The following is a 26701-nucleotide window of genomic DNA, read 5'->3' on the forward strand; positions in this document are numbered from 1 at the left end:
CATGTATGACGAAGCTGGGGTGCGCACTGCCGTGACGGATCTGTTGCGTGCACTGGGTGAAGATCCGACCCGTGAGGGACTGCGTGAAACACCGGCCCGAATGGCGCGCGCTTGGAAAGAAATGGTTTCTGGTCTGGGGCAAGACCCGTCTAAGCATCTGGATAAGCTGTTCGACGTGCAGACGGAAGAGATGGTGTTGGTGCGCGACATCAAGTTCTACTCGGTGTGCGAACATCATTTGCTCCCGTTTTTTGGCCGCGCGCACGTGGCGTACATTCCGGCTAACAACCGGGTGACGGGGCTTTCTAAACTCGCGCGCGTGGTGGAAGGGTTTGCGCGCCGCCCACAGGTGCAGGAGCGGCTCACCACGCAGATTGCGGATGCACTCGTGGAGAAGCTCGAGCCTCAGGGGGCAACGGTGATTATTGAAGCAGAGCACTTGTGCATGACGATGCGGGGGGTGCGTAAACCCGGTGCCTCGACTGTTACCTCTGCGTTGCGTGGGGTTATGAACAATGCTGCGACCCGGCAAGAGATGATGACCCTCGTGATGGGAGGACGCCGGTAATGACCCAGGTAATTAAACGCAAACCGGTTTTTAAGGACGGGCACGCGTTCCCAGATCGCACGCTCGTAATGGGCATTGTGAATATGACGCCGGATTCTTTTTCCGACGGGGGAAAGTGGAACACGGTGGACGCCGCAGTGGAGCGCGCTCACCTGCTGGTGGAGCAGGGGGCGGACATTATCGATGTGGGTGGGGAATCAACTCGCCCGGGTTCGCGTCGCCTCAGCACTGAAGAAGAACTAGCGAGGATACTTGAGGCCGTGAAGACGCTGACGCAAGAGGGGATCGCGGTGAGCGTGGACACGGTACATGCGGGTACCGCGCAGCAGGTGGCGGCAGCGGGAGCAGCGATACTGAACGACGTGTCAGGGGGATGCTACGACCCGGACATGTTGCGGGTTATGGCGGATAGTGACGCGGTGGTTGTGCTGCAGCATTGGCGCGGTTTCCCGGGTAATCCAGATGAGCGGGTGCTTAAATCGGACGCGGTGCCAACGGTGATTGACGAACTGCAACGGCAGGTGGAAGCTGCCCTCGAGGCCGGGGTTAGACGTGAACGGATTGTGATTGACCCGGGTTTGGGGTTTGCCAAAACAGCGTCGATTTCTTGGGAGGTGTTCGCTGGCCATCAGCAGATTGAGGAGGCGCTGGATCTGCCGCAGCTGATTGGGGCGTCGCGCAAGCGGTTCTTGCAGACAATCAGTGGGCCGAATGCGAACGTGGACGATTTGACGCGGGCCACCACAGCGATTTGTAGTGCGCACGGCACCTGGGGGGTGCGGGTGCACGAAGCGGTGGGGAATGTTGCGGCGGTGCAAGCTGCGAGTACTTATTGCCATGCGAGAATGGAAATAGAATAATTTCGATATGAGGGGGATGCAGTGCAACGAAACGGCTTAGACGTTATCACCATCTCTGGTTTGCGTGGGCACGGCAGACACGGTGTCTACGACTTTGAAAACGAGCGTGGACAAACTTTCGTTGCGGACGTGTCTCTCTATTTGGATGCGGCTAGTGCTGCCGGTGGGGACGCGTTAGAGCGTTCCGTGGACTATTCACAGGTGGCGGTAGCGGTGGAGCACATTCTCACCGGCCCGGCGGTGAACTTGATTGAAACGCTCGCGGAACGGATTGCGCAGTGCGCCCTCGAATTCGAAGCCGTGCAGGCCGTTGACGTGGTGGTGCACAAGCCGCAAGCCCCGATTGACGTGCCGTTCGCAGACGTGACTGTGCGGATTCACCGGGAAAAACAAGGTGCGCGCGCGTCTGATGGCGAAGTGCGCGCGAACCGCATACCGGCGAGGGGTGCGCCCATTTCGCGGTCCCAGCGCCATAAACAGCATTCGCGCGTGCAGACAAGCGAGGACGCTTTCATCGCTTTGGGAGCGAACTTAGATCAGCCGTGGCGGCACTTGGCGCAGGCTGTGCTGGCTCTTGATCAGCTTGAGGGCGTTGAGTGCACCGGGGTGTCTGGATTGTTCCGAACCGAGCCTGTGCTGCGGGCCGACCAAGCGCCTCAACCGGATTATTACAATGCGGTGGTGCGGGTGCGAACGCAACTGGATCCGCACGACCTCCTGGCGGCTTTGCAGTATCTTGAGGGGCAGCACGGGCGGGCAGAAAAAGGTGGTTGGCAGCCGCGCCCGTTGGATTTGGACATCATTACTTACGGGCAGCAGCAGATCGACACACCGGAACTGCAGGTCCCGCACCCGCGGGCGTGGGACCGCGCGTTCGTGTTGGCTCCACTGTTGCAAGTGGATGCCGACGCGCACCTACCGGGGTACGGGGCGGCGCGCGACCTTCTGGCTGCGATTCGTGATCAAGAGATTGAACTGTGCGCAGACGTGTGGGTAGAACAAGCCGTGGCCGGACATGACTTCGACACCCCCAGTGAGCATTCCGCGGCCCCCGGGGCCAGAGAAACAGTACCTTCCGATGTAGCCGATTCGTTTGAGGGGGTGGGCCCGGCCGAGGGGAACGGGCGCGGGAGCGCGCGTGGGAACCACCGACCTGCACTGCGGATTGTTGATGACGCGGATGAGTTGCATCGCTTAGATTCAGACCCGGTGGTGAGGCAGCGGCGAACTCCGCGGTTAGAAACTGGGCTCCCCGAAGATTACGCCCGGGGTCTGCTTCCGGTGGACGGTGATGTGCGGGCGCGGCGAACCACAACGGTGCGGCCCACGGTTACTGGGGCGATTCCGGTTCAAAGACAGCGGGGGAAGCGGTGAAGCCACTTTCCCTAACCACCTTAGCTATTTTAGCTACCGTTGGACTCGCCGCTGGGGTGGCGGTTACGCAGACCCAGAAAATGGGGGCGTACTCGTACTGGTACATTTCCCCACTTCTGGCCGCAATGTTCCTGCTGGTCGCAGCGGTGCTTGGCGGGTTTGGGTGGCAAGTGAGGCAAAGTGAACGCTCGAAGCGGCCGCGTGTAGACCCCATGGTGGCGTTTAACACCGCCGTGTTTGCGAACTCGATCGCTTGGACTGGTGCTGGTACTGCCGGGTTCCTAGTCGGTATGGCAATTCCACTGGTGACGGAACTGAGTGTTTCTTACGCATCCCTCACGTTCTGGTGTGACCTGGCGAATGCGGTCGCGGCTGTGGTGATGATGATTATGGCTGTTGTAGTGGAACGCTGGTGTCAGATTGACGATGATGACACGGATGTGAGTGGTAAACCCACTAAGAATTTGAGTTAGAACGAGGCCCCGAGTATGCGACTAAGTGGTCACGAATCCCACCGCAAACCGACCCGCAAGTCTGCCCCCAGCAGAGCTGGGCAGAACGAAGCGAGTAAAAACCGGCTGCGCCCCAAACGAGGTACCCCCACGCGAACTGGGGCCAAGCCTAAGCGGGGTACCCCCGTGCGAACTGGGGCCAAGCCTAAGCGGGGTACCTCCACAAGAATCGGTGCCCGCCCCGAGGATGGTGCGTTCACAAGAAACCGAACTCGGCCCGGGCAGGTTACCCCCGTGCAAACTCGCGCGCGAGGGGTGGGGGAGAGGCAGCTGCCGGCGGATATTTATGTGCGGCGCGTCCTCTCGATTGTGCTGCTGCTGGTGTTGGTAGCTGCTTTGATTGGCGGTCTCATTTGGGTGGGGCACCAGATTAAAGCGGGGATCAACGCTACCGCGCAAACGCAGAAGAAAGCAGTTTCGAGCGCACCTCCAATCGTGGATTGTAAACCGCAAGACTTGTCAATCTCGTTCCTAGACGCGCCGGCGCAAACCCGCGTGGGGGAAGGTTGGGTGGGGCGCGTAGCCATGGTGAACCGTTCGAAAGAAGCGTGTTTAACCGATGGGGGGCCGGCCTCCGTGGGGCTCATCGTTAAATCTGGTGACCAAACGGTTGTAGACCAACCCAAATGCGCCTCCAAAGACGCAAAGAAACCACTGCTCATTGGGCCGGGACGCAAATGGGAAGCGGACCTGAAGTGGGATGGGCTCAGCTACTCGAACTGCGAGGGACAATCGAACTCTGGTGCCGGCACCTACGTGGTCGCGATCCAACACGCGGGCGAAAGTAAACCCGTAGACCAACGCGTCGTTATCGTCCGCTAACCCCGCTCGTGCGCGCAAAACAGTCCGCGAGCATCGGCGCGCATGTGCGTAGTACAGTCCGTGAGCATCGGCGCGCAGGTGTGCAAAACAGTCCGCGAGCATCGGCGCGCATGTGCGTAACACCGTCCGCTAGTAGCGCTTCGCATCCACCAGTAAAGCACGGTGCGCCGCCGCCTAGCGCCTACCGGCAGAGCGCAGCGTAACGCACCGGCAGCGTTTACCAGCCAACGGATTCGGGCGAAGACGCTTCCGCCTGGCGCACGAGTGAGTCGTGGATCAGTTGCGCCCGGTACGGCCCCACCCCTTCGATTTCTTGCAGTTCATCGCTTGAGGCTTCCCGCAGCTGCGTGAGGGTCTGCCAACGCTCCCCCAGTTTCTCAATAATTGCCCACTGCAACCGCGGCACCATCGTGAGGGCCCGCAACCCCCGTGTTTTCAACACTTGGTCGAGGTCCGACGCGTCCACCGTGGGGTGTCCAATGGCCTGAGCGATCGCATCCAGCCGCACCAGTGCCTCCCCATCCAGGTTCGCTAGCTCATCTTGAGCGCGATGCAGCGCCGACCGGGGGTGAACATAGTCGCACAGCACCAAGTTACGTTCCTGCGCCGCACCACTCACGAGGTCATCTAACTGTAGAGCCAGTAAACGCCCCTCAGTACCCAGTTCCTCAAGGTAACTACTAATCTCAGAATGAATCCGCCGAATCATCTCCATCCGCTGCAGTACCGTCGTTACCTCCCGCAGCGTAGCCGCATCCCGATGCTCCAAAACCGTGAGGGTACCCAGGTCCTCATCAAGACGCTGCGAATACCGCTCCAACGTGTCCAAAGCCAGGTTCGCGCGCGAGAGCAACACTTCAGGTTCCACCAAAGTCTTGCGCAAACCACCAACGTAAACGGTGATAACCCGCATGGAAGCTGACAGGGAAATCACCGGAATCCCAGTGCCACGCGAAGTGCGTTCCGCCGTGCGGTGGCGCATCCCCGACTCCGTAGTGGGAATAGACGAATCGGGAATCAACTGCACGTTCGCACGCCGAATCCGCCGGTGGTCAGACGAAATAATGACGGCCCCGTCCATCTTCGCAAGTTCGCGCAACCGCGCTGGCGAAAGCTCCACATCAAGCTCAAACCCACCAGAGCACAACTGTTCGATCTCGTCGTCATACCCCAAGACAATCAGGGCCCCCGTGTGCCCGCGTTGAATGCGCTCCAACCCTTCGCGCAAACGAGTGCCCGGCGCTAACGCCTGCAGCACCTTCCGCATATTCTGCGCGTCAAGACTCATGACCTGTTTTATTAACTCCGTTTCTCAAGTGCCTCAGTAGACGGTTTTGCCTGTAGCGCTACGCGTCCGGCCGACGCCAAATCGGCAATGGGGTAGATCGTAATGCCCGGGATGCGAGCTAACGCATCCGCCCCATGATCCGGAACGATCGCCTTCTTAAATCCTAACCGCGCGGCCTCACTTAAACGTCTGGATAAACCAATCGTGGCCCGTAACTCCCCGGTGAGGGAAACTTCCCCAACCGCAATCAAGTCTTTCTTAACGGGCCGGTTCGTGGTTGCAGATAGGATCGCCAACGCAGTCGCTAAATCCGCCGCCGGTTCCGAAGTGCGGGCCCCACCCACGGTAGAAACGTACACATCCGCCGCGGAAGTGTCCACGCCAAGACGCGACTGCATCACAGCTAGCATCATTGTAACCCGGTTGTGGTCGATCCCGGAAGTGGTGCGGCGCGGACTCCCCGCATTCGTGTGCGCAACCAGGGCCTGCACTTCCGTCGGCATGGGACGGCGCCCCTCCAGCGTCACCGTAACGCACGTGCCCGGCGTGTCCGCACTAGCGGCCGAGAGAAATAAGCCCGACGGGTCCGGTAGTTCCACAATGCCCGAATCGTCCATCTGAAAACATCCCACTTCGTCCGTGGGGCCGTAACGGTTCTTCACCGCACGCAGCAGCCGCAAACCCGCGTGCCGTTCGCCCTCAAACTGACACACGACATCCACCAGGTGCTCCAATATGCGCGGGCCCGCAATCCCTCCGTCTTTCGTTACGTGCCCCACCAAGATGACCGGGAGGTTCCGAGTTTTCGCCGCGGCAATTAGACGCGCGGCTACCCCTCTGACTTGCGACAAGCCTCCGGCCGCGCCCTCAATCTGGGAAGAGTACATGGTTTGAATAGAATCGACTATTAACAATGAGGGGGCGTGCGAATCCGCGTGTCCCAACGCGGTCTCTAAGTTGGTTTCTGCCGCCAACAGGAGGTGGTCAGTGATCGCTCCGATGCGCTCGGCGCGCAAGCGGATTTGTGAGGCTGATTCTTCCCCAGAAATGTACAGTACGGGTCCGCCACCTCGCTGTGCGGCGGCGCGCGCTGTTTTCGCCGCTACGTCCAGCAGGAGCGTGGACTTACCCACTCCCGGTTCCCCAGCCAGGAGCGTTACCGCGCCAGGCACGATTCCGCCGCCGAGTACGCGGTCGAGTTCCGCCACCCCGGAAGGGTAGGCGCGCGCGTTGCTGGCACTGACCTCAGAAATAGGGGCGGCTGGAGTGCGCGGCGCAATGGCTTGCACAACGCCGGACGCTACTTCGGTGGGATGGTCTTCCTCTAAGGTGCCCCACGAACCGCACTCGCGGCATTGCCCAACCCACTTTGTGGTGGTCCACCCGCATTCACTGCAGCGGTACTGGTCTTTCTTCTTAGCCATCAAAGTACCCCCAACTTTCCACAGTGCAACCTACCAACTATGGCCGGTTCGCGAAGTATTCCAGCAGGGCCCCTTCGCCTGAGACGATAATGATGTCTTCGCGGTCAATGCGGGTGGAACCGTCGGCGTATTCAAACCCGCGCCCAGGTTCAAGTACCCCCAGGACGTTCACCCCGTATTTAGCGCGCACATCCGATTCCGCCAACGTGAATCCCTGCACTTCTTTGGGAGGCCGCATCTTCATGATCGCGAACCCCTGCTTATCCATTTCAATGTAATCGAGCATGCGTCCCGACACTAGGTGGGCGGTACGCTGCCCCGCGTCGAACTCGGGGTAGACCACGTGGTGCGCGCCGATGCGCCGCAGAATCCGCCCGTGTTCACGCGACGTTGCTTTCGCCCAGATTGATGGGATTTCGAGGTCCACCAGGTTCGCGGTGATGAGCACGGATGCCTCCAGGGAAGTGCCGACCCCCACCACGGCGGAAGAGAAGTCACGTGCCCCGAGTTGCTCCAGTGCCTCAACGTTACTGGCGTCGGCTTCCACCAGGGGAACGCGGCCAGAGAACTGTTGCGCCCGAGTCGGATTCTTCTCGACAGCTAAGATTTCGCGGCGCAGACGATCTAGCGTTGCAGCTACGGCGGAGCCAAAACGTCCCAAGCCGATCACTAAAGTACCGCTGGATTGCTGCCAATCTGTTTCCGCCAAGACCTTCTCCTAATCACAGTTGCGTTGCTTATATTTTACCGGTAGTTCTTACCTGAGGTGCGGCGGCCTTCCGTACCTGAGGTGCAGCAGCGTCCCGGTGGCTAGCCAGGTTGGCGTGCAAGCCGAAGCTGGGCTAGCTAGCGCGGGTGAGTTGCCCACGTGCAGCCGCGCTAGCCGATAATGGGTTGTTCAACGGACATGCGGATTACGCGTCGGCGTTGTCGCAGTGCGAGGGCGGCGGCGACAGTCATGGTGCCGGTGCGTCCTAGATACATGAGGCCAATCAGCACGTACTTGCCGGCGGCCGGTAGTTCCGGCGTGATCCCGGTGGATAGCCCGACGGTGCCGAATGCGGAGATGGATTCGAAAAGCACCACGTCGAGTGAATACGGAGTAATGGTCAGCAGGATTAGGACGGCAACGGCCACCAGGAACGTGCCGATGAGGGCCACTGCGATGGCCAGGCGCACGGTGGTGTAGGGGATGCGCCGACCGAACGCTTCGATATCGCGGTCACCGCGTGCTTCCGCGAGCACCGCGAGGGAGAGCACGGCGATGGTGGTGACTTTAATGCCCCCGGCTGTGGATGCGGACCCACCACCGATGAACATGAGGATGTCTTGGATGAACCACGTGCCCTTGTGCATCTGCCCTACGTCTATAAAGGAGATGCCGGATGAGCGCGTATTCACGCCCGACAGGAGTGCGTGGGGGATCCGCTGCATGGCGCTTAGTTGACCGTAGGTTTCGGGGTTGTTCCATTCGGATGCGCCCACCAGGAGTGCCCCAATTACCGCCAGGGACAGGTAGGTGGTGAGGGTAATTTTTGTGTGCAGGGACAGGCGCCGAGGTTCGAACCAGTGGCGGCGCAGGTCCATGAACGCGGGGAATCCGATTGCACCCATTGCGGTACCGATTATTACCGGCACGATTATTGACAGGTCGGTGGCATGTGGGGCGAGCCCGTCGGGCAGGACAATGAGGCCCGCGTTGTTGAACGTGGACACGGCCATGAATAGTGCGTGCCAGGCGGCTTTCCCAACGGGGAGGTTGAGTGAGAGGAAGCGCGGGAGGAAGCAGATGAAGAGCAGCACGTCGACCCCGACGGCGGTGAATACAACGGCTTTTAGCAGGGAGCCGACTTGCCCGAGGCTGGAGGTTTTTGTTTCGGAGGCGGCGAGCATCCGCTGGGTTAAACCAATGTGGCGGGATACGGCGAACCCCAGGATGGACGCCAGGGTCATTACGCCAAGACCGCCAATGGAAATGCCGATCATCACCACGAACTGGCCGAACGTGGACCAGTAGGTACTCATGTCCACAGTGGTGAGGCCGGTGACGCATACGGAAGTGGTGGCGGTGAACAGGGCATCCACGAACGGGGGTACCACGCGGGCGCGAGTGGAGATCGGTAGGCACAGCAGCGCTGTAACCAGGGCGATGATGAGGGCAAACACGATCACCGCAAGCCGCGTGGGGTACTGCCGGGCAATGTGGTCTATCCACGCGCGGAACTGTGCGAGCCGCCCGGGTGCGCTTGCGCTGATGGCGACCCGCCGGTCTTTGGGAATGGAGGGGCCGCTAAAGCGTGCCGGCGGGGCAGTGTCAGGCCGAAAATGCGCGTTGCCGGACCCCGCGAAGGGAGGGGAAAGGCGTAGCCGATGCCACCACGACCCGCGGGGTGGTTTAGACTTTGGCGCCACACTTCCTCCTCATGCACAAATTTACGCCAAGCGGAAAGACACGCCATAAAACTATCCGTCGTTCGCTTCTTGTATTAGGATAGACCTATGCGCCCCGTTTGGGCACGTTAAACCCTACTTAACGAAATGGAAAGTGATGTCGCAGCAGGAAAGACCGCGTTTCGTCACTGTCGCAGAGGTAGCTGAGCTTATGCGGGTATCTCGGATGACGGTGTACCGGATGATTCATTCCGGTGATCTTCCGGCGATGCGTGTTGGGAAGTCTTTCCGGGTGCCGCAGGCTGCTGTGTCTCAACTTATCGATGCGGGTTTATCGGGTTGGGAAGAAAGTGGGACGGGTACCGAGAACCAGTAGGTTCTTGCCTGGCAGTACCCACGATTTCGCGTCAAAGTGCGTGCCGCGCTAGAGTATCAACAGTTAGTAGACGTGATTGCTAATTTATGTGAGGAGGGGTCATGGGCTCCGTAATTAAGAAACGCCGCAAGCGTATGTCCAAGAAGAAGCACCGCAAACTGCTGCGGAAGACGCGCCACCAGCGTCGCAACAAGAAGTAGCTTCGCAAGGCAGCCCCGATAAACCGGGGCTTTTCTTGTATATACCTTTATTGTGTGTACTTTTCTCGGGTAGTTGGCTTTTGTTTCCTAAAATCGTTTCAGGAGGGGACGTGCGAACGGTTGTTCATGTGATGCGTCACGGTGAGGTGCATAATCCGCAAGCCGTTTTGTATGGGCGCATGCCGGGGTTCCGACTGTCAGCGCTTGGCCAGCAGATGGCGCAGGCCGCCGCGCGGGGGCTGCAAGATGCGGGCGCGCAGATCACCGGGGTGGTGGCGTCCCCGCTGTTGCGTGCACAGCAGACGGCGCAACCTACCGCGGATGCGTATGGGCTGGAAGTGGAGTCTGATGCGCGTCTGATTGAAGCGTGGAATTCGTTTGAGGGCGTGCCCGTGAATCGTAACCGCGCGGTGTTGGCGAACCCTAAGTATTGGTGGCGCTACCGCAATCCGCTGCGTCCCTCTTGGTCTGAGCCGTACGTGGATTTGGTGCGGCGGATGCGCGCTGCGGTGGCGGCGGCGCGGAAGAAGTACGCGGGGGGTGAGGTGCTGGCGGTGTCGCACCAACTCCCGATTTGGACGCTGCGTTCGTGGGTTGAGGGTCGGCCGCTGGCACACGATCCGCGTAAACGCGAGTGTTCGCTGGCGTCAATAACTAGTTTCGAGTTCGACGACGCGACGTTGCGCTCCGTTACGTACTGGGAGCCGGCGAGTAAATACCTGGTTGATGCGGCGGATATGGTGCCGGGCGTGTCGGATGCGGCGCTGGCGAAACAGAACTAGGGGAGAACTAGGGGAGTAATTGAAAACGGGGGACCATAAGCACGTGGAACAGCAGGCGCGGCGCAACCAGATTGCGTCCATTGTGCTGTCAGAGGGAGAGACTTCAGTTGAGGAACTGAGCGAGAAGTCCGGCGTGTCCGTGATGACGGTCTACCGCGATGTGGCGGTGTTAGAAAACGCGGGGGTACTAGCGCGCGACCGCGGGAAAGTGTTCGCAACCGCATCGGGGTTGCACGAGGCGAGTGCGCGTTACCGTTTGATGCAAGAAGAACCTCAGAAAAAAGCGATGGCGCAGTGTGCAGCGCAACTGATTGTGCCCGGATCTTCACTGCTGATTGACGATTCCACGTCGGCGGTGTGGGCACTGCGGGAACTGTTGGATGGCCCGGCCCTTTCGGTCGTCACGAACTCCATGCTGGTTGCGGGCGAAATGGCGGGTAAAACAAAGCATTCACTGATGCTGCTCGGCGGGGAGTATCAGGCCTGGGCGGAGGCGACGATGGGGCCGGTTACGTGCGATACTCTGCTTGGAATTCACGCGGACGTGTGTATTTTATCGGCGTCCGGTGTTAAAAACCTCACGCTCTACCATCCGTATGCGGATGTGGCGGCGGTGAAGAGGCAGATGATGCAGGCGGCGTCGCGCACCATAGTCATGCTGGACCACACGAAATTCGCGCGGCGGGCACTGCACGCCTTTGGGTCGCTCGCCGATGTTGACACTGTGGTCGTTGATTCCCTAACTCCTCAAGAAACCCTTGACCGGCTCGAAGATGCGGGCGTGCATGTGCTCGTTGCGCCGTGCTAACGCAATTGGGCCCGGGTTTCGCCCATTGAGGTGAGATTACCTCAAGAATCTGAAACAATCGTTATGTGCGTCACGAAAAACGTGGATACTAGAAAGAACTAACAGGAAAGCTGTTGTTTTTATCTAACTATCTGATATGTTTGACGTGTTCGGTCACATTGACGGTCTACCCAAGGAAGGGGAAAAGATGGGTCTGAGGATTGTCGTCGCGGCTGACATCGCGGGGTACGAATACAAGGAGGTTCTAAAGCAGGACCTCGAACAAGACGATCGCGTTGATGAAGTGATTGACGTTGGTGTCCATAAGGATGAGGACGTGGACTACCCGCACGTAGCGGTTAAAGGTGCGCGTCTGATTGCGGATGGTAAAGCCGACCGCGGACTCTTCGTGTGCGGCACCGGGATGGGCGTCGCCATGGCAGCTAACAAGGTGCCGGGCATCCGCGCATCCGTGGCTCACGACTCGTTCTCTGTGGAACGCCTGATTATGTCCAACAATGCGCAGGTGCTCACGTTCGGTGAGCGCGTGATCGGGCTGCAACTAGCTCGGCGTTTGGCGAAAGAATGGTTGGGTTACGAGTTCGACCCGAACTCTGGCTCGGCGGTTAAAGTGGCGGCTCTGGAAGAGTACGACACGGGCAAGACCGATAGTGAAGCTGAGGGTGTTGGCGGTTGCTGACACGCTAATATTGTAGATTGTGTGGCCGCTGCAGCGGCCACACAATCTATGCCGCTACGCACAGCGGATGTGGCGAAGACGCCACAGTAGTTTGCCAACGGGTTGCGACCAAAGGGGATCGCAACAATATCGAAGGAAAAATTATGTTAGACATTTTGCCTGATGCGAGTATCCAGTTCCTGGGGAACATGGACCTGTTCTGGCTAATTGCTGCCGCTGGTGGTGGCTTTTTCGGTGCGGTGATCGGCGGTAACTTCGCCTTCGGATTCACCGGCGTACTTATTTTGCTCGGGTTCGGAATCGCATTCGCCACCGGGTCCGACGTGGGATTCACGTACTTAGCATTCGGACCGGTCTTCGGCCCGCACGTCGCCTTCGCAGGTGCTGCGGCCGCATCCGCATACGCTGCAAAGACCACGAACGCGCTCGACGACACCGGGTATGGACGCGACATCAACACTTCGCTGGCTGGGCTCGGGCACCCTGCGATCCTGTGGGTCGGTGCCCTGTTCGGCATGGGCGGATACATCGTGGAACGCCTCATCCAACACATTCCCTGGTTCGGATCACACACGGACACCGTGGCTGCCACCGTAGTTGTCTCCGGCCTCACCGCCCGCGCGATCTTTGGGCGCACTAAAGTGTTCGGCTGGACCAGCAAGCTCGAAGGTTCAAACCGCTGGCTTGAGTGGCAAGAAAAGCCTTCCCAGTACCTCACTCTCGGTTTCCTCTCCGGTATTTTCGGTGCCGGCGCTTCCCTCATGCTCGTTTCCTATGCGCAGGGCGCGGGCCTACCTGAAGGAGCGGAAGAAGTAATCCTCGCGAACGCAAAGACGCTCCCCTTCGCAATCTCTGCAATCGCGATCCTCCTGCTAGCCCTGGGCTCCACCATTGGCGTAACCCACCACATGACAATCATCGGTGGGCTCGCAGGTGTCACCTTCCTACCCATCGTTGGCAACGGCCTCGTCGCCCTCCTGCTCGGTGGGCTTTTCGGTGCGATCGCTGCGTGTGCCGGTGAGCTCTTCGCCCGGATCTTCTACGATCACGGCGACACTCACATTGACCCGCCCGCGTGGGCCATCTGGCCATGCACCACGCTCGTTATGGGATTGGGGGCAATGCTGGGATAGGACCTCAAGCTGAAAATGGTGGCGCTAAACAAGGTGTTGTGAAGCCGGTAAAGCCATACGCTACTAAGGTAATAAAAAGGCAAATCGGCTCGGTGCAACGCATGGGTTTAGCGCCCCATTCGACAGCGAACCACACCCCCAAACCCGACGGGGTTAAATCGGGAGTAAACAACGAGGAAACCTGAAGTGCAAATGCCAGCGGCACACAAGACGCAGCACAGACGTCAGCGGCACACAAGACGCAGCACAGGAGTCAGCGGCGCACAGAAGTTAGCGCACAAAACACAGTAAAAAACGACAGTAAGGAACTATCGATGACAGACGCGAATGCTCACATTTCGTTCCCAGAGGAGTTCTACGACGCCTACGTCTTTGACATGGACGGCACGATCTATTTGGGAGACCACTTACTGCCAGGTGCGAAGCGGCTGATCGAAGAACTTCGCCGCCGGGAAATCCCTGTGCGCTACCTATCCAACAACCCCACTAAAGACCCGCAGCAGTACGTAGAAAAACTACACAAACTCGGGATGCCCACGGACATATCTGAAATCGCGAACACCGTGGTGACCATGACCAAGTGGCTCAAACACAAGCATCCCGGCAAAGTTGTGTACCCCATTGCGGAACAGCCGCTGATCAATGCGTTCAAAGACGCGGGAATCAAAATGAGTGACGACCCGAAAGAAATCGACATCGTCGTCGCCTCCTACGACCGCACGTTTGAATACAAGAAACTGCAGATCGCTTTCGACGCCATCTGGTTCTACAAACGCGCGATCCTAGTAGCAACTAACCCGGATCCGTTCTGTCCTTTCCCCGGCGGTCGTGGCGAACCTGATGCCGCCGCCATCATCGCAGCTATCGAAGCGTGCACCCGCACCAAATGCCAAATGAACGTGGGTAAACCCAACCCCGTGATGCTTGAAGAAGCAATCTCGGGCCTGGACGTAGACCCAACGCACTGCATGATGGTGGGTGATCGCCTCTTGACGGACATCGGGATGGCGGTGAACACCGGCATGGTTTCCGCCATGCCACTGACCGGAGAGAACACTGTTGAAGACGCGCTCGCACTGCCGGCGCAGCAGCGCCCCACCTTTATTCTCGACCGGGTGGACCGCCTAATCCCCGCTCAAGAGTGGGAGTCACTGGGGTGGTCTGAAACGGACGAATAAACTTCCGGCGAGTAGACGCGCCAGAGCCGAACAACTGAACGGCCGGCCCCGTGCCGACCGTTTCGCTCGAACACTAAACAAAAGCAGCGTTGCTGAAAGGACAAAACAATGGTTACACCTGGATACGAGGGGCCCTACCTGCTGGGGATTGACTTCGGGACGGAATCGTGCAGAGCCGCGATTTTCGACCTGAGGGGCAACTCCATTGGGTTTGCCGCCACCCCGTACAAGACACACTTTCCCCGACCCGGTCGTGCCGAACAAGACCCAGTGGACTGGTGGGAGGCGCTGAAAGCCTCGGTTACGCGTGTGCTTGACCAAACGGGTGTGGCCGCGCGGCACATCGCCGGGATCTCCTACGACGCCACCACGATGACGGTAGTGGCCCTCGACAAACGCGGTAACGCGCTGCGCCCCGCCATCATGTGGATGGACGTGCGCGCCACCGAACAGGCAACCCGCGGGGACGAAATCGAACACTGGGCGAAGAAATACAACGGGGATAACACCATGCCGGTAACCGCCGAATGGTACCCCTTCAAAGCCACGTGGATTAAAGAAAATGAGCCAGAGGTCTACAAAGAGGCCTACCGGATTGTGGACGCTCCCGACTGGCTCACCTACAAACTGACGGGTGAGTGGACAGTCAACCTCAACACCGCGGCGATCCGCTCCTACTACAACGGAGATCACGGCGGCTGGCCCACGGACTTCTTTGAACACATCGGGTGCGGAGACGTGTTCGAGAAACTCCCCGAACGCGTGCTCGCACTCGGGGAAGTGGTAGGTACCCTCTCGGCCAGTACCGCGCACGAACTGAACCTTATCCCCGGTATTCCCGTGGCTCAAGGTGGGGGTGACGCGTGGCACGGACAGATCGGACTGGGGGTTGTTGAACCCGGGGCGCTCGCGGTGATTACCGGTTCGTCCCAGGTGATGACTGGGCAGAGCGCGGAACCGATCTACGGTAAGGGCTTCATGGGTTCGTACACGGACGCGGTGATTCGCGGCCAGTACACAGTAGAAGGCTCCCTGGTGTCTTCCGGGTCGGTGCTGAAGTGGTTCAAAGACGGTTTCGCCCGCGACATCGTGCAAGCCACGGAGCGGATCGGGTTGAACCCATATGAGATCTTGGACCGGCAGGCCGCGGAAATTCCGATTGGTTGCGACGGCCTCATTATGAATGAGTACTTCCAAGGCAACCGCACGCCCTACACGGATTCGAAAGCCCGCGGATTGATGTTCGGCCTGTCGCTGTCACACACGCCCGAGCACATGTACCGGGCGATTTTGGAGGCCGTTGCGTACGGGACGCAACACAACCTCTTGATGATGAAAGAATCGGGATTTGAACCGAACAAACTTGTGTTCTGTGGTGGTGCTACGAAGTCGCCACTGTGGATGCAGATGTACGCGGACGTGACTGGTAAGCCGATTACGTTAACGGAAGTTGGGGACGCGGTGGTGCTTGGATCGTGCATGCTGGCGGCTGTTGGGGCGGGTCTGTATAAGGATTTGCCGGCGGCGGCACGCAATATGGTGCACGAGAAGAAGACTATTGAACCGAACATGGATGCGCATGAGGAATACCAGTTCTACTTGCAGCAGTACATGGATGCGTACCCGCTAATGCAAGAGTTGACCCACAAGACTGTGGATCACATTTCTTAGAAGATTCACATTTCAAAGGGAGTAGTGAAAATATGACCACTGAACTGATTAAGAAGGCGCTGGGGACTGCCACGGAGACGCGTGAGATCGCGTTTGGTCGCGGCGTAGTCACCCGCACGGGGGAGATTTTTAAGAAGACATTCCCCGGGAAGAAAGTTCTGGTTGTTGCCGATGGGAATACGTTTGAGGCGTGCGGTGACGCGGTTGTGAAATCCCTGGTGGATGCCGGGGTGGAGGCGGTTGAGGAACCCTACGTGTTCCCAGGTACCCCCACGCTGTATGCCGGTTATGAGAATGTGACGAAACTGCGTGAACACTTGGAGCCGCTGGGTGATGGCGTGGTTGTGTGTTCGATCGCTTCGGGTACGTTGAATGATATTGCGAAGCTCACGTCGGGCGAGTTGGGCCGCGAGTACATGAACGTGTGTACGGCCCCGTCCGTGGATGGTTACGCAGCGTTCGGCGCGTCCATTGCGATTGATGGGTTTAAGATTACGCGTTCGTGCCCGGCTCCGGCTGCTTTGGTGGCGGATTTGAATGTGATTGCGCATGCTCCGAAACGGTTGGTGGAAACCGGATATGGGGATTTGATTGAGAAGATCCCGGCGGGTGCCGACTGGATTGCGGCTGACGAGTTGGGGATCGAAGCGATTGACGATTACGTGTGGGGCCTTGTGCAGGGTAATTTGCGTGAGGTTCTGGGTGATCCGCAGGCGATTGCTGATGGCGATGTGGATGCGATCGGTTTGTTAACCGAGGGGAATATCATGTCGGGTTTGGCGATGCAGGCGGCGCAGTCTTCCCGTCCGGCTTCGGGTGCGGGCCACCAGTTCTCTCACGTGTGGGAGATGGAGGGCCACGGCTTGGATTGGGAGCCGCCACTGTCGCATGGCAACAAGGTTGGTGTGGGCACGGTTGCGTCGTGTGCTCTGTGGGAGGAGCTCTTGAAGGTCGACGTTGCCGCGTTGGATACCGACAAGATTGTGGCTAACGCGAAGTCGGCGGATGAGGTGGAGCGCTACGTGCGGTCTATGCAGATTGATAAGATCGCAGACCAGGCGGTTAAGCATTCGTTGAATAAGCACCTTGAGGGTGAGGCTTTGCGTGAGCGCGTTGAGTTAATTAAGAAGCAGTGGCCTGCGATTAAGGAACGCGTATCCAAGCAGTTGATGTCTCCTCAGGAAGCGATGGATAAGTTGCGTACGGCGGGTGCGCCGTATCACCCGGAGATGTTGAAGATTGATTGGGAGCGGTTCCATAAGACGCATTTCCAGGCGCAGCAGATTCGGTCAAGGTACACGGTTTTGGATATTTTGGTGGATTTGGGTCTGCTGGATGAGGTTGTGGAGAACCTGTTTGCTGAGAATGGTTTCTGGGGGCGTCACCGTCACCCGGAAGATAAGTAGGTTGCCGTAGCGGGTACCTTTTTGAGCGGCCCTGGCCTGGGGGCTGGGGCCGCTCGTTTTCCGCCCCTTTGGTGGCTAGTGTTGTCTGCCTGGACGGGCACGATTTTGATTGTTTTGTGAGCGCGATCCACGCGGTCGGGCACGATCTCAATGAGGATGATACCGGTGAGTGAAAAAGAGAAATACGTTATTGGTTTAGATTTCGGCACTTTGTCGGGCCGTGCTGTTGTGATCCGCACGTCTGACGGCGCGGAGCTCGGGACCGCTGTGATGGACTATCCGCATGGCGTTATGGATTCGACGTTGACTGCGGGTGATAATCGCACGCTCCCACCCGAGTTTGCTTTGCAGGTGCCAGCGGATTACCTGGAGGTTCTGGCGCAGATCATTCCGGCGGCGCTGAAGGATGCGCGGGTAGAGCCGGAGGAGATCGTGGGGCTGGGTGTGGACGTGACGAGCGCAACCGTGTTGGTGACGGACGCGGATGGCACACCGCTGTGCGAGAAACCGGAGTTTAAGAATAATCCTCATGCGTATGTGAAGCTTTGGAAGCATCATGGGGCGGAGGAGCAGACTCGCCGGATCGTTGATTTGGCGAAGGAAATGAACGTGGGCTGGTTGGAGCGCTACGGCGGGACGCTGTCTTCAGAGATGCTGATGCCGAAGGCGTTGGAGACGTTGGAGAAGGCCCCGGAAGTCTATGAGGCTGCGGATCAGATTGTGAACGCTTTGGATTGGTTCACGTGGATGCTGACGGGCAACTTGACGTACGCTGCGGGCGATTCGGGTTATAAGCGCATGTATCAGGATGGGCGGTATCCGACTGAGAAGTTTTTGGCGCGTTTGAATCCGAAGTTCCAGAAGGTGTTTTCGCAGAAGATGTCCGCTGAGGTTCTTCCACTGGGCGCGAAGGTGGGGACTTTGTCAGAGCGTGGGCAAAAGTTGACGGGGCTGCCGGCGTATGTGGCGGTGGCGTCGGGCAACATTGATGCGCATGTGACGGCGCCGGCGGTGCAGGCAACGGAGTCTGGACAGTTGACGGCCATTATGGGGACGTCTTCGTGCTACGTGGTTTCGGGCCCGGAGTTTCAGCCGGTGCCGGGTACGTTCGGCACGGTTGATGGTGGTTTGATTGATGGCCTGTGGGGGTTTGAGGCCGGTCAGACTGCCGTTGGTGATATTTACGCGTGGTTTGTGGAGAACTGCGTGCCCGCGGAGTATTACGAAGAGGCTGAGGAGCAGGGCCTGTCGATTCACGATTTGTTGACGCAGAAGGCACAGCAGCAGGAAGTGGGGGAGCACGGCCTGGTGGCGCTCGATTGGCATAACGGGAACCGGTCTATTTTGGTGGATTCGCAGTTGTCAGGTTTGATGGTTGGGCAGACGCTTGCGACCCGGCCGGAGGATCAGTATCGGGCGATTATGGAGTCCACGGCTTTTGGGGCGCGGGTGATTATCGAGAACTTTGTGGATCACGGGGTTGAGATCACGGAGTTTGTGGCTGCGGGTGGGTTGATTAAGAACCCGTTTTTGATGCAGATGTTTGCAGATGTGACGCGTCTACCGGTGTCGACGGCGGAGTCGGCGCAGGCACCGGCGTTGGGGTCAGCTATTTTCGCGGCGTGCGCGGCGGGTGTGTACGAGTCGGTTGCGGATGCGGCGGCGCATATGGGCAAGCGGATTAAGGCGGCGTACGTGCCCGATGAGGAGCGTGCGAAGCAGTACGATGAGCTGTTTAAGCATTACAAGTATTTGCATGATTTGTTTGGTCGTGAAAATGATATGATGCACGATTTGAAACGGATCCGGGCGCAGGCGTTGAAACGTAAAGGAGAGAGGGCGTAGATGTTGGTGTTGTCTGATCAGCCTCTTGAGGTTCAAAAGGCGGTGGCGCACACCCGTGAGGTGGTTGCGGATCTGCATGCTGAGTTGCCTCGGTGGCAGTTGGTGGTTTGGACTGCGGGGAACGTGTCTGAGCGGGTGCCTGGCGCGGACTTGTTTGTGATTAAACCTTCCGGGGTTTCGTACGATGAGTTAGCGCCGGAGAACATGGTGGTGTGTGACCTGCAGGGCAATAAGATCGACGATGGGACGGCGCAGAATTTGCAGCCGTCGTCGGACACGGCCGCGCACGCGTATGTTTACCGCCATATGCCTGAGGTCGGGGGTGTGGTGCATACTCATTCGACTTATGCGACCGCGTGGGCGGCGCGGGGGGAGGAGATCCCTTGCGCGCTCACGATGATGGCTGATGAGTTCGGTGGTCCGGTGCCCGTGGGGCCGTTCGCGATTATTGGTGATGATTCGATCGGGCGGGGCATTGTGGAGACGCTGCGTGGCCACCGGTCCCCAGCGGTACTGATGCAAAACCACGGGCCGTTTACAATTGGGAAGGATGCGCGGGCTGCTGTGAAAGCCGCGGTGATGGTCGAAGAAGTTGCCCGCACCGTCCACATTGCTAAGCAGCTTGGAGACGTGATTGATGTGGAGCAACCCCATATCGATGCCCTGTATGACCGCTATCAGAACGTGTATGGGCAGTAAAGCCGGAGGCTGGATTAACGCTATCGCCGCTAACTTTGCAGCACATTCGAGCGAGAGTGTTCAGTGTTTTAACCTTTGAGGTATTGGGATACGGCTAAGGCGGCGCGCCAGCCGAACCGGTTGGCACCCACTGTGGATTGGCTGGGGCCGTATCCCACGAGGTGCAGGTTAGGGTACTTACGCACCCGTGTGTCATCCATCGGTATTCCGCCCTGCGCGTTTTCTAACCTCAGGGGCGCTAGATGCTTGAGTGCGGGCCGGTATCCTGTGGCCCACACGATCGCGTTCAGGGTTGTGAATGAACCGTCTGCCTCCACCACCCCTTTGGGTTTAATTTCGGTGAACATGGGGCGGCGTTTAAGCGCTCCCCGCTGCCACGCGGCCCGTGCGTAATCTGTCCATGGCAACGCCGTGAATGACACGATCGACCGGGGAGCCCCGCCTGCCTCAGTGTGCTGCGTAACCCGGCGGATGGTTTCGCGCCCCTCAAGTTCACCCCGAAACGGGGTATCCAAAAACTCGGGTGGCCGGCGCGTATACCAAGCGGTGCGCTGCGTCCGCGAAACCTGCTCCAGCAGCTGCACTGCAGAAATACCCCCACCTACAACCCCGACGGGGCCAAGTAGATTCTCTGCGTCACGCACATCGCGCGAATGCAGCTGCACTCCCGCAAAAGTATCCATCCCCGGGTAATGCGGGCGAACCGGGTTGTTCCACGTGCCTGTCGCATTAATAATGGCTGCGCACGTGAAAGTACCCGCACTAGTGCGGACACGAAAACCCGGTCGGTCCTTCGAGTTGGGGCTGCCAGGTAGGTCCGTCAAGATGGGACCGCTCGGTTCGCTCTTCGAGTTTAGACCGCCAGGTACCTCTATCAAGTTGGGCCCGCTACTGGTATTGGGGTCGCTGGGGGTACGTGCGGACGTGGCTTGAACGGGGGTACGTGCGAGCGTGGCTTGAACGGGGGTACGTGCGGAAGCGGTAGTATCCGAAAGCGCGATCGCCTCAACACTACTAACCGTGACGGGGCGCACAACCCCCAGGTTTTTCGCTTGTTCAAACGCAGCGAAATACTGAGGTACCGCCTGGTTCGCGGGCGTGTTCACGTCCGGCAGTCCCGCTTGCTTCACACTGAATTGCGGCAGGTCGAAAATACCGTTTAACGTCGTCATGGTCAGCGAATCGGGGCGGTGCAACCATGCGCCGCCAGCGGATTCTTCCGCGTCGAGAATCAGGTAAGTGGGGGAAGTGAGTGCTTGGGGTGCGTAAGTGGCGGGCCGCGGTGTCGTGATATCAGGGGGTAGGGTAGCGCGGGTGAATCCCCGGCGTTTGAGGTGGTAGCCCGCGGACAAACCGGCCCCTCCAGCGCCAATTACAATAACACTTACGTACACACCACAACCCTAGTGGCAAGTATTCACGGCAGCATGTTCACCGTGCGATCTGCGGTATGCACATCTTCGCGGTTGGTCTGCAAGATGCACATGTTTGCGGTTACGTCTGCTAGAAGCGCATGTTCACCGTGACGTCCGCCAGCTCCCGGGGGGTATTCGCCGCCCAGTGCGCGGATTCCTGCGCTGCCCAAATATCCCACCAAGCATCGAACGCACCTTGGTCGCGGGTTAATGCCCGTTTCTTACGCGCCTGAGGGGCCGCCGTCATCCACACTCCGGTAGATGCATACCGGCGGCTAACGCGGGTGAGGGACCCACACCCCTCCACAATTAAAGGCACGTCCGCGGGAACCCGAACCCAAGAGCCGGGTTCGTTATGCTCCCAGTCCCAACGATAATAACCCGGCTCGTCATGGTTGCCGTGCGCTGTGGCGCGGGGGGAAGTGCAGTCAGTTGGAGGATGCGCCGGGGTCGCATGAGGCGGTTGTGGCGCGTTCTGAGTTGTTGGGGTTTCAGAGCGGTACCTCAGAATACTCGATTCGAGAATGTGTGAACCAGCAGCTAGACCGTGCCAGCCGGGGTAGAAGTCATCTAAGTGAACCAGCTGCAACCTCGGAGCATAGGGGCAAAGTGCCTTAAGTAGCTGTTGCGCGAGCGTGGTTTTCCCACTCCCGGAACCACCATCGATAAGCACAAGCGGGAAGGCGTTCGGGAGCGGCGGTAACGCAGGGTGAGGTGCAGTTGAAATGCTGTGTTGCGGGTCTAACGCAAGGGGTTGTGTTGCGGACGGGGTGGGATGCGATTCAAAATCGCTTCGCGCTGCACGCACAATACGGTCCACTAACTGTTCAAAATCGCGGGGTAGTTCCAGCTGAATTTTTCGCGAGGCATCTTGGGGTGCGTTTAGCTGGCAGAGAGACCGAGGTGCCTTTTGCCGACAGGCAGCTTGGGGTGCGTTTAGCTGGCAGAGAGACCGAGGTGCCTTTTGCCCACAGGCAGCTTGGGGTGGGCTGTGCTGCGAGCTAGCTTGGCTGGCACTTTGCTGAGTGGAGCCGAAGCTTTGCCCGCCAGCGTCGCGCGTGAGGTGGTGGCCGGGCGTGCTGCTCCTCGTGTTGCTGGCAGCGGGGTCGGAAGCGTTCACGACAGCACGGTCCAGAATGTGCCCGCCCACACGGCAGATCCCAACGCAACCGCGGACCCCGCAATAGCTAGAACGAACGCGATCGTATCGGCCCTGTGGAACGTCGATGGGCGCGCCCAAGTGCGGGGGGTACCCTGGTCAAAACCACGCACCTCCATTGCAGCAGCGAGCTTCGTGCCTCGCCGAATCGCCAGTACCAGCAGCGCGAACACCATGGTTAGCCAGCGCCGTAACCGACCCGTGTCGCCTAAGCCGCGCGCGCGGCGGGCCATCGCCATAGTCCGCCAATCCTCAGACAACAAACCTGCCATCCGCACCGCAGCCAGCACGCCAAGTACAAACCGGGCCGGCAAGTGCACGCGTTGGGCCAGACCATCCGCCATCCGGGTGGCATCCACACTCCCCAGCAGTACGATTGCAGTTAACCCCAGCACCAGAACGCGTAGAAACACCGCTATTGCAAGGATTACCGACCGTTCAGACACGGTGATTAGCCCCCATGAGAACCAGACGGTGCCCTCCACCTTCCCGTACAAGGCCATCGAAACCGCGGCAAGCAAAGCGACAATCGACAGGCCCAGTGCGCGTTTCAAGAGCCACAGAAACGGCACGCGTGCCCACGCGAACGCGCACACTAAAAGTGCGAACATGACGCTCGCACTCACCCAATCCAAGGTGATCAAAATCGGTACGGACAACAGTAGGGTAAGCCCCAAGCGGGACACCGGGTTCAAAATATCAAACCGAGTTTTCATGCTCGCCCTCCCGCCTCAGAAGCGGTGCGCGCCGCGCTCCTATCAGGTTCCACGGAGTCAATGCGAGCCCTAGCTTCGGTGGGACTTGGTTGGGATCCGCTTGCAGTGGCGGTACCCCGGTGTCCAGGTTCCGCGTGGTCGCCACCGGAGTCGAGGTGAATATGGCGTTCTCCCAGCACGTCAATGAACTCCTCATCGTGCGTTACGGACACCACCGCGTGGTCCTCATCAATCAACTCCTGAATTAATTTGCACAACCCCAACCACGTGTTGCGATCCTGCCCGAACGTGGGTTCGTCCAAAATCATTACTTTCGGCGACGTTGCCAACACGGTCGCTACCGACAAGCGCCGCGCCTGCCCACCCGAGAGTTGGAATGGGTTACGGTCCGCCAGATCCGTCATCCGCAGCATGTCCAGCAGGTAGTCCCGCCGCTTCCCGATGCGCTTATCGTCCCACCCGAGGGCCCGCATCCCCACTTCAAGTTCACGCGCCACCGTGGATTCCACAAACTGGTGCTCCGGCTGCTGAAACACAGTGCCCACACGCGTCAGCAGATCTTTAGACGCCCACCTGGTCACATCTACGCGGCCTTTAGGTGGATCCAGAACCTCAGTGGCTTCCACCTGCCCAGACAAGGGGGGTAACAAACCCGCTAACGTCATTGCGAGGGTAGATTTCCCAACCCCGTTCGGCCCCGTGATCACCGTGGAAACTCCGGACTCCACCTCTAGGTCCAAACCGGTCGAAACCACGTGCTTGCCATGGCCCGTCGTTAGATCAACCGTGCGTAAACACGTGGGAAAGGTGGTACCTGCAGCAGAAGAATCCGCGGGGGTACCTAGAGAAGATGAATCGCGTTTTGACAGGCCGGTGGGGTGCCCGGGCACCCACACGCCCGCATCTAACAGACGCTGTGCCTCAGCCTCCAGCACTTCCTGCACCGGTCCGTCCGCAATGACTCCGTCGTGACCAATCACAATCAGCCGGTCCACCACATCCAACCACGGTTCCACCCGGTGTTCCACAATAATGAGGGTCGCATCCGCAGTCAGCGCCCGCTTTGTGGCATCACGAATCTCCGCGATACCTTCCGTGTCTAAGTTAGCGGTCGGTTCGTCCAAACACAGGATCCGATGATGCTCATCTTGCATCGCTAGGGTGGCGGCTAAGATCAAGCGTTGCTGCTGCCCACCGGACAGCGCTGCAGTAGGCCGATTCAGGGGTACCTCAAGCCCAACTTCTTGCAGCGCAGCTTCGACTCGGGGCCAAATCTGGTCTGGGCTAACTCCCATGTTCTCAAGTCCGAACGCAACATCATCACCCACGCGTTGCAAAATGACTTGGGACTGCGGGTCCTGCATCACCAGGCCCACCTGGCCTTTCATGCGCGAGGGATGCACGCCGTCAATCAGTAAAGAACCCGATTCAACTCCGTCGTGCTGCGACCCCAACAACCCAGCCAACGCTGTCAGCAAAGTGGACTTACCACTCCCGGACGGGCCCAGCAGAAGCACGCGTTCACCCTGCTCTACCTCAAAATCAATATGCTGAACCGCAGGCCGTGTCTGACCTTCAAACGTGTACCCCCAGTCGGTCGCTCGGATCAACGTCAACTCCCGCCTTACTAGAAACTCCGCAGAATACTTTCGCTATATATGTTCGCTAGATATTTTCGCGACGCGCACTCGCCAGCAAGCACTTAAGCCCGAGCACGCCAGCGTGCAACTAAGCCCGCACTCGCCAGCAAGCACTTAAGTCCGAGCACGCTGGCAAGCATCTAGCCGAACTCCCTGGCAAGAACTATGCCCGGGCTTTGCCAGCTGAATGGTGTTCTACGACTGGCGTCCAGAGTTAAAAGCCGCTAACGCCCCCGTCTTGCGCAGTGCCGCGACCAGCAGGTAGCCCAGCAGGCCCGCCAAGAAGAGTCCAGAAATGCACAGCGTCACCAGGTAAATCGAGTTGTACGCTAGGCCCTTAGGCAGGTTGGGGGACATGAACAGTTCCAGGAACCAACCACCTGCACCAGACAGAGCGCCGGACGCCAGAGCGATTGGGAGCGAGAACTTGCGGTACCGCGTCGCTAGGAACGGAATCTCACCGGCGATACCTTGCGCCAACCCCGAGTACAGCGTGGTGATTCCCCACACGTTCCCCAGCAGCGCTGACACACAGGCAGCTAGGACCTCAACAAAAATCCCGGCACCAGGTTTGCGAATAATCAAAGCACCCAAAGGTGCGCCCAAGAACCAGATCCCCGTGGCTATCCCACCAAACCCGGGTGTTACCGCGTCCATGGATTTGTACCAGGCGTACCCAACTGAGTTCCACGCGAAAAAAATCAGTCCCGTGGCAATACCTAGAATAGCGGCGACCACAATGTCTACTACGCGCCACCCCTGGGAAGAAACAGGTTTCGTGAGGTCTTCTTGGTTACTCATTTTGTGCCCTTTCAGTTGATCGGTGGGCACGGGTACAAGCCCACCCGAGTGGGCGTGTGAAGAGGTCTCCCTGCGCTGGCATTACCCAGATCAGGTTTGACGGTCGAAGGTCATGGCCTTCCTCTCAGCCATCCGGCTCCCGTGATTGCTTCTTTAGGTTAACAGAAACCACAGCGGCTCCTCGATCAGAAACCACAGTGGAAGATAAGGCGGCTACCGCGCCTCGTCCGGGCCATTATCGCACCTGTTCGCACGCGCTCGTAATCCTCGTCGACGCCACCCCTGCGTGCGTTCCGGTGCGCTTTTCAGCCAGCGCTGTCTTCGTTTGAATCGTCGTCGTTTCCGCGCTCGTTTGCGTCTTGGGATTTTCTGTCTGCACTTGGATCGTGGTCAGGTTCCCCTTCGCCTGGCCCCTCACCATTATTTTCCTGAGGCTGTTGCTCCCGCGGCAGATCCGGTTCCTGTTCGGCGTTCTTGCGGGCTTGACGTTCTGCGCGCAACTCTTTTTCTAACCGCCACAAGAACTCCGGGTCATCATCTGGACCCAGATCTCGAGGAGGGCGGTTGTGCTGATGCCCAAACTGGATGCCTTGAATAGAGGACTCGTCTGAAGACCAGATACTGGCATCGAGCCGGCCGCCATTGTTCTCTGCCCTCATGACCCGTGAAATAATAATCCACCCAATTGGCCCCAGTGGGGTGGTTAGCAAAATAATTAGGAGCCAAATAGGTTTCGGAAGGTGAGCGGGCATTTGGTCGTTAGGGGTGCGGGCGCAATCTGCAATCGCATAGATCGCCAACGCAATCGCGGCTGCAATCAGAAGTATCCGCCCCATTATGTCCTCTCAAAACGACTACTGCCCCAGTGTACCCACATGCGCTGATTGAATGCTGAACAGTGCCGCAAAGCTCGTGGATGATGCCAGCGGTAAGGCGCCGGACTGCTGGGAAAGG

26 protein-coding genes and 1 riboswitch are annotated in these 26701 nt (G+C 58.9%); of the genes, 16 read left to right on the plus strand and 10 right to left on the minus strand.

The window, feature by feature from the left end; translation table 11 throughout:
- The first annotated feature begins 1 nt into the window (after position 1).
- The 5 genes from folE to QS713_RS03085 are packed head-to-tail and all read left to right on the plus strand — an operon-like array spanning position 2 to position 4136.
- Positions 2-568: a GTP cyclohydrolase I FolE gene (gene folE / locus QS713_RS03065; RefSeq protein WP_102216317.1), complete on the plus strand. Its 567-nt coding sequence runs from the start codon at positions 2-4 to the stop codon at positions 566-568.
- Positions 568-1428, plus strand: a complete 861-nt coding sequence (folP, locus tag QS713_RS03070) for a dihydropteroate synthase (protein ID WP_313272354.1) — start codon at positions 568-570, stop codon at positions 1426-1428. Before folE ends, folP begins: the two co-directional genes overlap by 1 nt.
- Positions 1429-1449: 21 nt before the next feature.
- Positions 1450-2802 carry a 2-amino-4-hydroxy-6-hydroxymethyldihydropteridine diphosphokinase gene (folK, locus tag QS713_RS03075; protein ID WP_313272356.1) on the plus strand — a complete coding sequence of 451 codons (1353 nt, stop codon included), beginning with the start codon at positions 1450-1452 and terminating at the stop codon, positions 2800-2802.
- Positions 2799-3275 (plus strand): DUF3180 domain-containing protein, encoded by a 477-nt coding sequence (locus QS713_RS03080; RefSeq protein WP_313272358.1) that lies wholly within the window; start codon positions 2799-2801, stop codon positions 3273-3275. The genes folK and QS713_RS03080 overlap by 4 nt, the downstream gene beginning before the upstream one ends.
- A 15-nt stretch (positions 3276-3290) precedes the next feature.
- Positions 3291-4136, plus strand: coding sequence for a hypothetical protein (locus QS713_RS03085; RefSeq protein WP_313272360.1), 846 nt, complete (start codon positions 3291-3293; stop codon positions 4134-4136).
- A gap of 217 nt (positions 4137-4353) precedes the next feature.
- Here the strand turns inward: QS713_RS03085 and disA are convergent, their stop codons facing one another.
- From disA to QS713_RS03105, 4 genes are all read right to left on the minus strand, one after another.
- Entirely contained in the window at positions 4354-5424 is a 1071-nt protein-coding gene (gene disA / locus QS713_RS03090; protein ID WP_313272362.1) for a DNA integrity scanning diadenylate cyclase DisA, read from the minus strand.
- Between the two features lie 11 nt (positions 5425-5435).
- Positions 5436-6848, minus strand: a complete 1413-nt coding sequence (gene radA, locus QS713_RS03095; RefSeq protein WP_313272363.1) for a DNA repair protein RadA — start codon at positions 6846-6848, stop codon at positions 5436-5438.
- Positions 6849-6885: 37 nt separating this feature from the next.
- On the minus strand, positions 6886-7557 hold the full coding sequence (locus QS713_RS03100; RefSeq protein ID WP_102216310.1) for a potassium channel family protein: 672 nt from the start codon (positions 7555-7557) through the stop codon (positions 6886-6888).
- Positions 7558-7727: 170 nt separating this feature from the next.
- A complete protein-coding gene (locus QS713_RS03105) occupies positions 7728-9260 on the minus strand; it encodes a TrkH family potassium uptake protein (RefSeq protein WP_376779546.1) in 1533 nt (510 codons plus the stop codon).
- Between the two features lie 136 nt (positions 9261-9396).
- On the opposite strand from QS713_RS03105, the gene QS713_RS03110 reads away from it, so the two are divergent.
- The 11 genes from QS713_RS03110 (at position 9397) to QS713_RS03160 (ending at position 20016) form a co-directional block, all read left to right on the plus strand.
- On the plus strand, positions 9397-9615 hold the full coding sequence (locus tag QS713_RS03110; RefSeq protein WP_313272367.1) for a helix-turn-helix domain-containing protein: 219 nt from the start codon (positions 9397-9399) through the stop codon (positions 9613-9615).
- A gap of 101 nt (positions 9616-9716) precedes the next feature.
- Positions 9717-9815, plus strand: coding sequence for a 30S ribosomal protein bS22 (locus QS713_RS03115; protein ID WP_005504750.1), 99 nt, complete (start codon positions 9717-9719; stop codon positions 9813-9815).
- Positions 9816-9925: 110 nt separating this feature from the next.
- Entirely contained in the window at positions 9926-10597 is a 672-nt protein-coding gene (locus tag QS713_RS03120) for a histidine phosphatase family protein (protein WP_313272370.1), read from the plus strand.
- Positions 10598-10616: 19 nt separating this feature from the next.
- A complete protein-coding gene (locus QS713_RS03125; RefSeq protein WP_313272372.1) occupies positions 10617-11405 on the plus strand; it encodes a DeoR/GlpR family DNA-binding transcription regulator in 789 nt (262 codons plus the stop codon).
- 187 nt (positions 11406-11592) lie between these two features.
- Positions 11593-12084, plus strand: a complete 492-nt coding sequence (locus tag QS713_RS03130; protein WP_313272374.1) for a ribose-5-phosphate isomerase — start codon at positions 11593-11595, stop codon at positions 12082-12084.
- Between the two features lie 143 nt (positions 12085-12227).
- A complete protein-coding gene (locus QS713_RS03135) occupies positions 12228-13217 on the plus strand; it encodes a DUF7973 family transport facilitator (RefSeq protein ID WP_313272376.1) in 990 nt (329 codons plus the stop codon).
- 314 nt (positions 13218-13531) lie between these two features.
- A complete protein-coding gene (locus QS713_RS03140) occupies positions 13532-14395 on the plus strand; it encodes an HAD-IIA family hydrolase (RefSeq protein WP_313272378.1) in 864 nt (287 codons plus the stop codon).
- Between the two features lie 108 nt (positions 14396-14503).
- Positions 14504-16066: an FGGY-family carbohydrate kinase gene (locus QS713_RS03145; protein ID WP_313272380.1), complete on the plus strand. Its 1563-nt coding sequence runs from the start codon at positions 14504-14506 to the stop codon at positions 16064-16066.
- Positions 16067-16098: 32 nt separating this feature from the next.
- Positions 16099-17472, plus strand: coding sequence for a sn-glycerol-1-phosphate dehydrogenase (locus tag QS713_RS03150; protein WP_313272382.1), 1374 nt, complete (start codon positions 16099-16101; stop codon positions 17470-17472).
- A gap of 165 nt (positions 17473-17637) precedes the next feature.
- Positions 17638-19317 carry a ribulokinase gene (locus QS713_RS03155; protein ID WP_313272383.1) on the plus strand — a complete coding sequence of 560 codons (1680 nt, stop codon included), beginning with the start codon at positions 17638-17640 and terminating at the stop codon, positions 19315-19317.
- Positions 19318-20016: an L-ribulose-5-phosphate 4-epimerase gene (locus tag QS713_RS03160; protein ID WP_313272385.1), complete on the plus strand. Its 699-nt coding sequence runs from the start codon at positions 19318-19320 to the stop codon at positions 20014-20016.
- Between the two features lie 68 nt (positions 20017-20084).
- Here the strand turns inward: QS713_RS03160 and QS713_RS03165 are convergent, their stop codons facing one another.
- The 6 genes from QS713_RS03165 to QS713_RS03190 form a co-directional block, all read right to left on the minus strand.
- The gene (locus QS713_RS03165) at positions 20085-21368 is read right to left on the minus strand and encodes an NAD(P)-binding domain-containing protein (protein ID WP_313272387.1); all 1284 of its coding nucleotides are present in this window, start codon (positions 21366-21368) and stop codon (positions 20085-20087) included.
- Positions 21369-21519: 151 nt separating this feature from the next.
- Positions 21520-22020 (minus strand): nucleoside/nucleotide kinase family protein, encoded by a 501-nt coding sequence (locus QS713_RS03170; RefSeq protein ID WP_313272389.1) that lies wholly within the window; start codon positions 22018-22020, stop codon positions 21520-21522.
- Between the two features lie 527 nt (positions 22021-22547).
- Positions 22548-23306 carry an energy-coupling factor transporter transmembrane component T family protein gene (locus tag QS713_RS03175; protein ID WP_313272391.1) on the minus strand — a complete coding sequence of 253 codons (759 nt, stop codon included), beginning with the start codon at positions 23304-23306 and terminating at the stop codon, positions 22548-22550.
- Positions 23303-24922 (minus strand): ABC transporter ATP-binding protein, encoded by a 1620-nt coding sequence (locus QS713_RS03180; protein WP_313272393.1) that lies wholly within the window; start codon positions 24920-24922, stop codon positions 23303-23305. Before QS713_RS03180 ends, QS713_RS03175 begins: the two co-directional genes overlap by 4 nt.
- Before the next feature lie 219 nt (positions 24923-25141).
- Positions 25142-25747: an ECF transporter S component gene (locus tag QS713_RS03185; protein ID WP_102216592.1), complete on the minus strand. Its 606-nt coding sequence runs from the start codon at positions 25745-25747 to the stop codon at positions 25142-25144.
- Between the two features lie 50 nt (positions 25748-25797).
- Positions 25798-25900: riboswitch (TPP riboswitch) on the minus strand.
- A gap of 152 nt (positions 25901-26052) precedes the next feature.
- Positions 26053-26583 (minus strand): PLDc N-terminal domain-containing protein, encoded by a 531-nt coding sequence (locus QS713_RS03190; protein ID WP_313272395.1) that lies wholly within the window; start codon positions 26581-26583, stop codon positions 26053-26055.
- Positions 26584-26701 lie beyond the last annotated feature (118 nt).

This window comes from Gleimia hominis, assembly GCF_032085515.1.
Classification (GTDB): Bacteria; Actinomycetota; Actinomycetes; order Actinomycetales; family Actinomycetaceae; genus Gleimia; species Gleimia hominis.

Bases quoted from the DNA above. Each gene is read 5' to 3' on its own strand.
- folE (WP_102216317.1), top strand. From the start codon at position 2: ATGTATGACGAAGCTGGGGTGCGCACTGCCGTGACGGATCTGTTGCGT.
- folP (WP_313272354.1), top strand. From the start codon at position 568: ATGACCCAGGTAATTAAACGCAAACCGGTTTTTAAGGACGGGCACGCG.
- QS713_RS03085 (WP_313272360.1), top strand. From the start codon at position 3,291: ATGCGACTAAGTGGTCACGAATCCCACCGCAAACCGACCCGCAAGTCT.
- disA (WP_313272362.1), bottom strand. From the start codon at position 5,424: ATGAGTCTTGACGCGCAGAATATGCGGAAGGTGCTGCAGGCGTTAGCG.
- radA (WP_313272363.1), bottom strand. From the start codon at position 6,848: ATGGCTAAGAAGAAAGACCAGTACCGCTGCAGTGAATGCGGGTGGACC.
- QS713_RS03110 (WP_313272367.1), top strand. From the start codon at position 9,397: ATGTCGCAGCAGGAAAGACCGCGTTTCGTCACTGTCGCAGAGGTAGCT.
- QS713_RS03115 (WP_005504750.1), top strand. From the start codon at position 9,717: ATGGGCTCCGTAATTAAGAAACGCCGCAAGCGTATGTCCAAGAAGAAG.
- QS713_RS03130 (WP_313272374.1), top strand. From the start codon at position 11,593: ATGGGTCTGAGGATTGTCGTCGCGGCTGACATCGCGGGGTACGAATAC.
- QS713_RS03135 (WP_313272376.1), top strand. From the start codon at position 12,228: ATGTTAGACATTTTGCCTGATGCGAGTATCCAGTTCCTGGGGAACATG.
- QS713_RS03140 (WP_313272378.1), top strand. From the start codon at position 13,532: ATGACAGACGCGAATGCTCACATTTCGTTCCCAGAGGAGTTCTACGAC.
- QS713_RS03145 (WP_313272380.1), top strand. From the start codon at position 14,504: ATGGTTACACCTGGATACGAGGGGCCCTACCTGCTGGGGATTGACTTC.
- QS713_RS03150 (WP_313272382.1), top strand. From the start codon at position 16,099: ATGACCACTGAACTGATTAAGAAGGCGCTGGGGACTGCCACGGAGACG.
- QS713_RS03160 (WP_313272385.1), top strand. From the start codon at position 19,318: ATGTTGGTGTTGTCTGATCAGCCTCTTGAGGTTCAAAAGGCGGTGGCG.
- QS713_RS03175 (WP_313272391.1), bottom strand. From the start codon at position 23,306: ATGAAAACTCGGTTTGATATTTTGAACCCGGTGTCCCGCTTGGGGCTT.
- QS713_RS03185 (WP_102216592.1), bottom strand. From the start codon at position 25,747: ATGAGTAACCAAGAAGACCTCACGAAACCTGTTTCTTCCCAGGGGTGG.
- QS713_RS03190 (WP_313272395.1), bottom strand. From the start codon at position 26,583: ATGGGGCGGATACTTCTGATTGCAGCCGCGATTGCGTTGGCGATCTAT.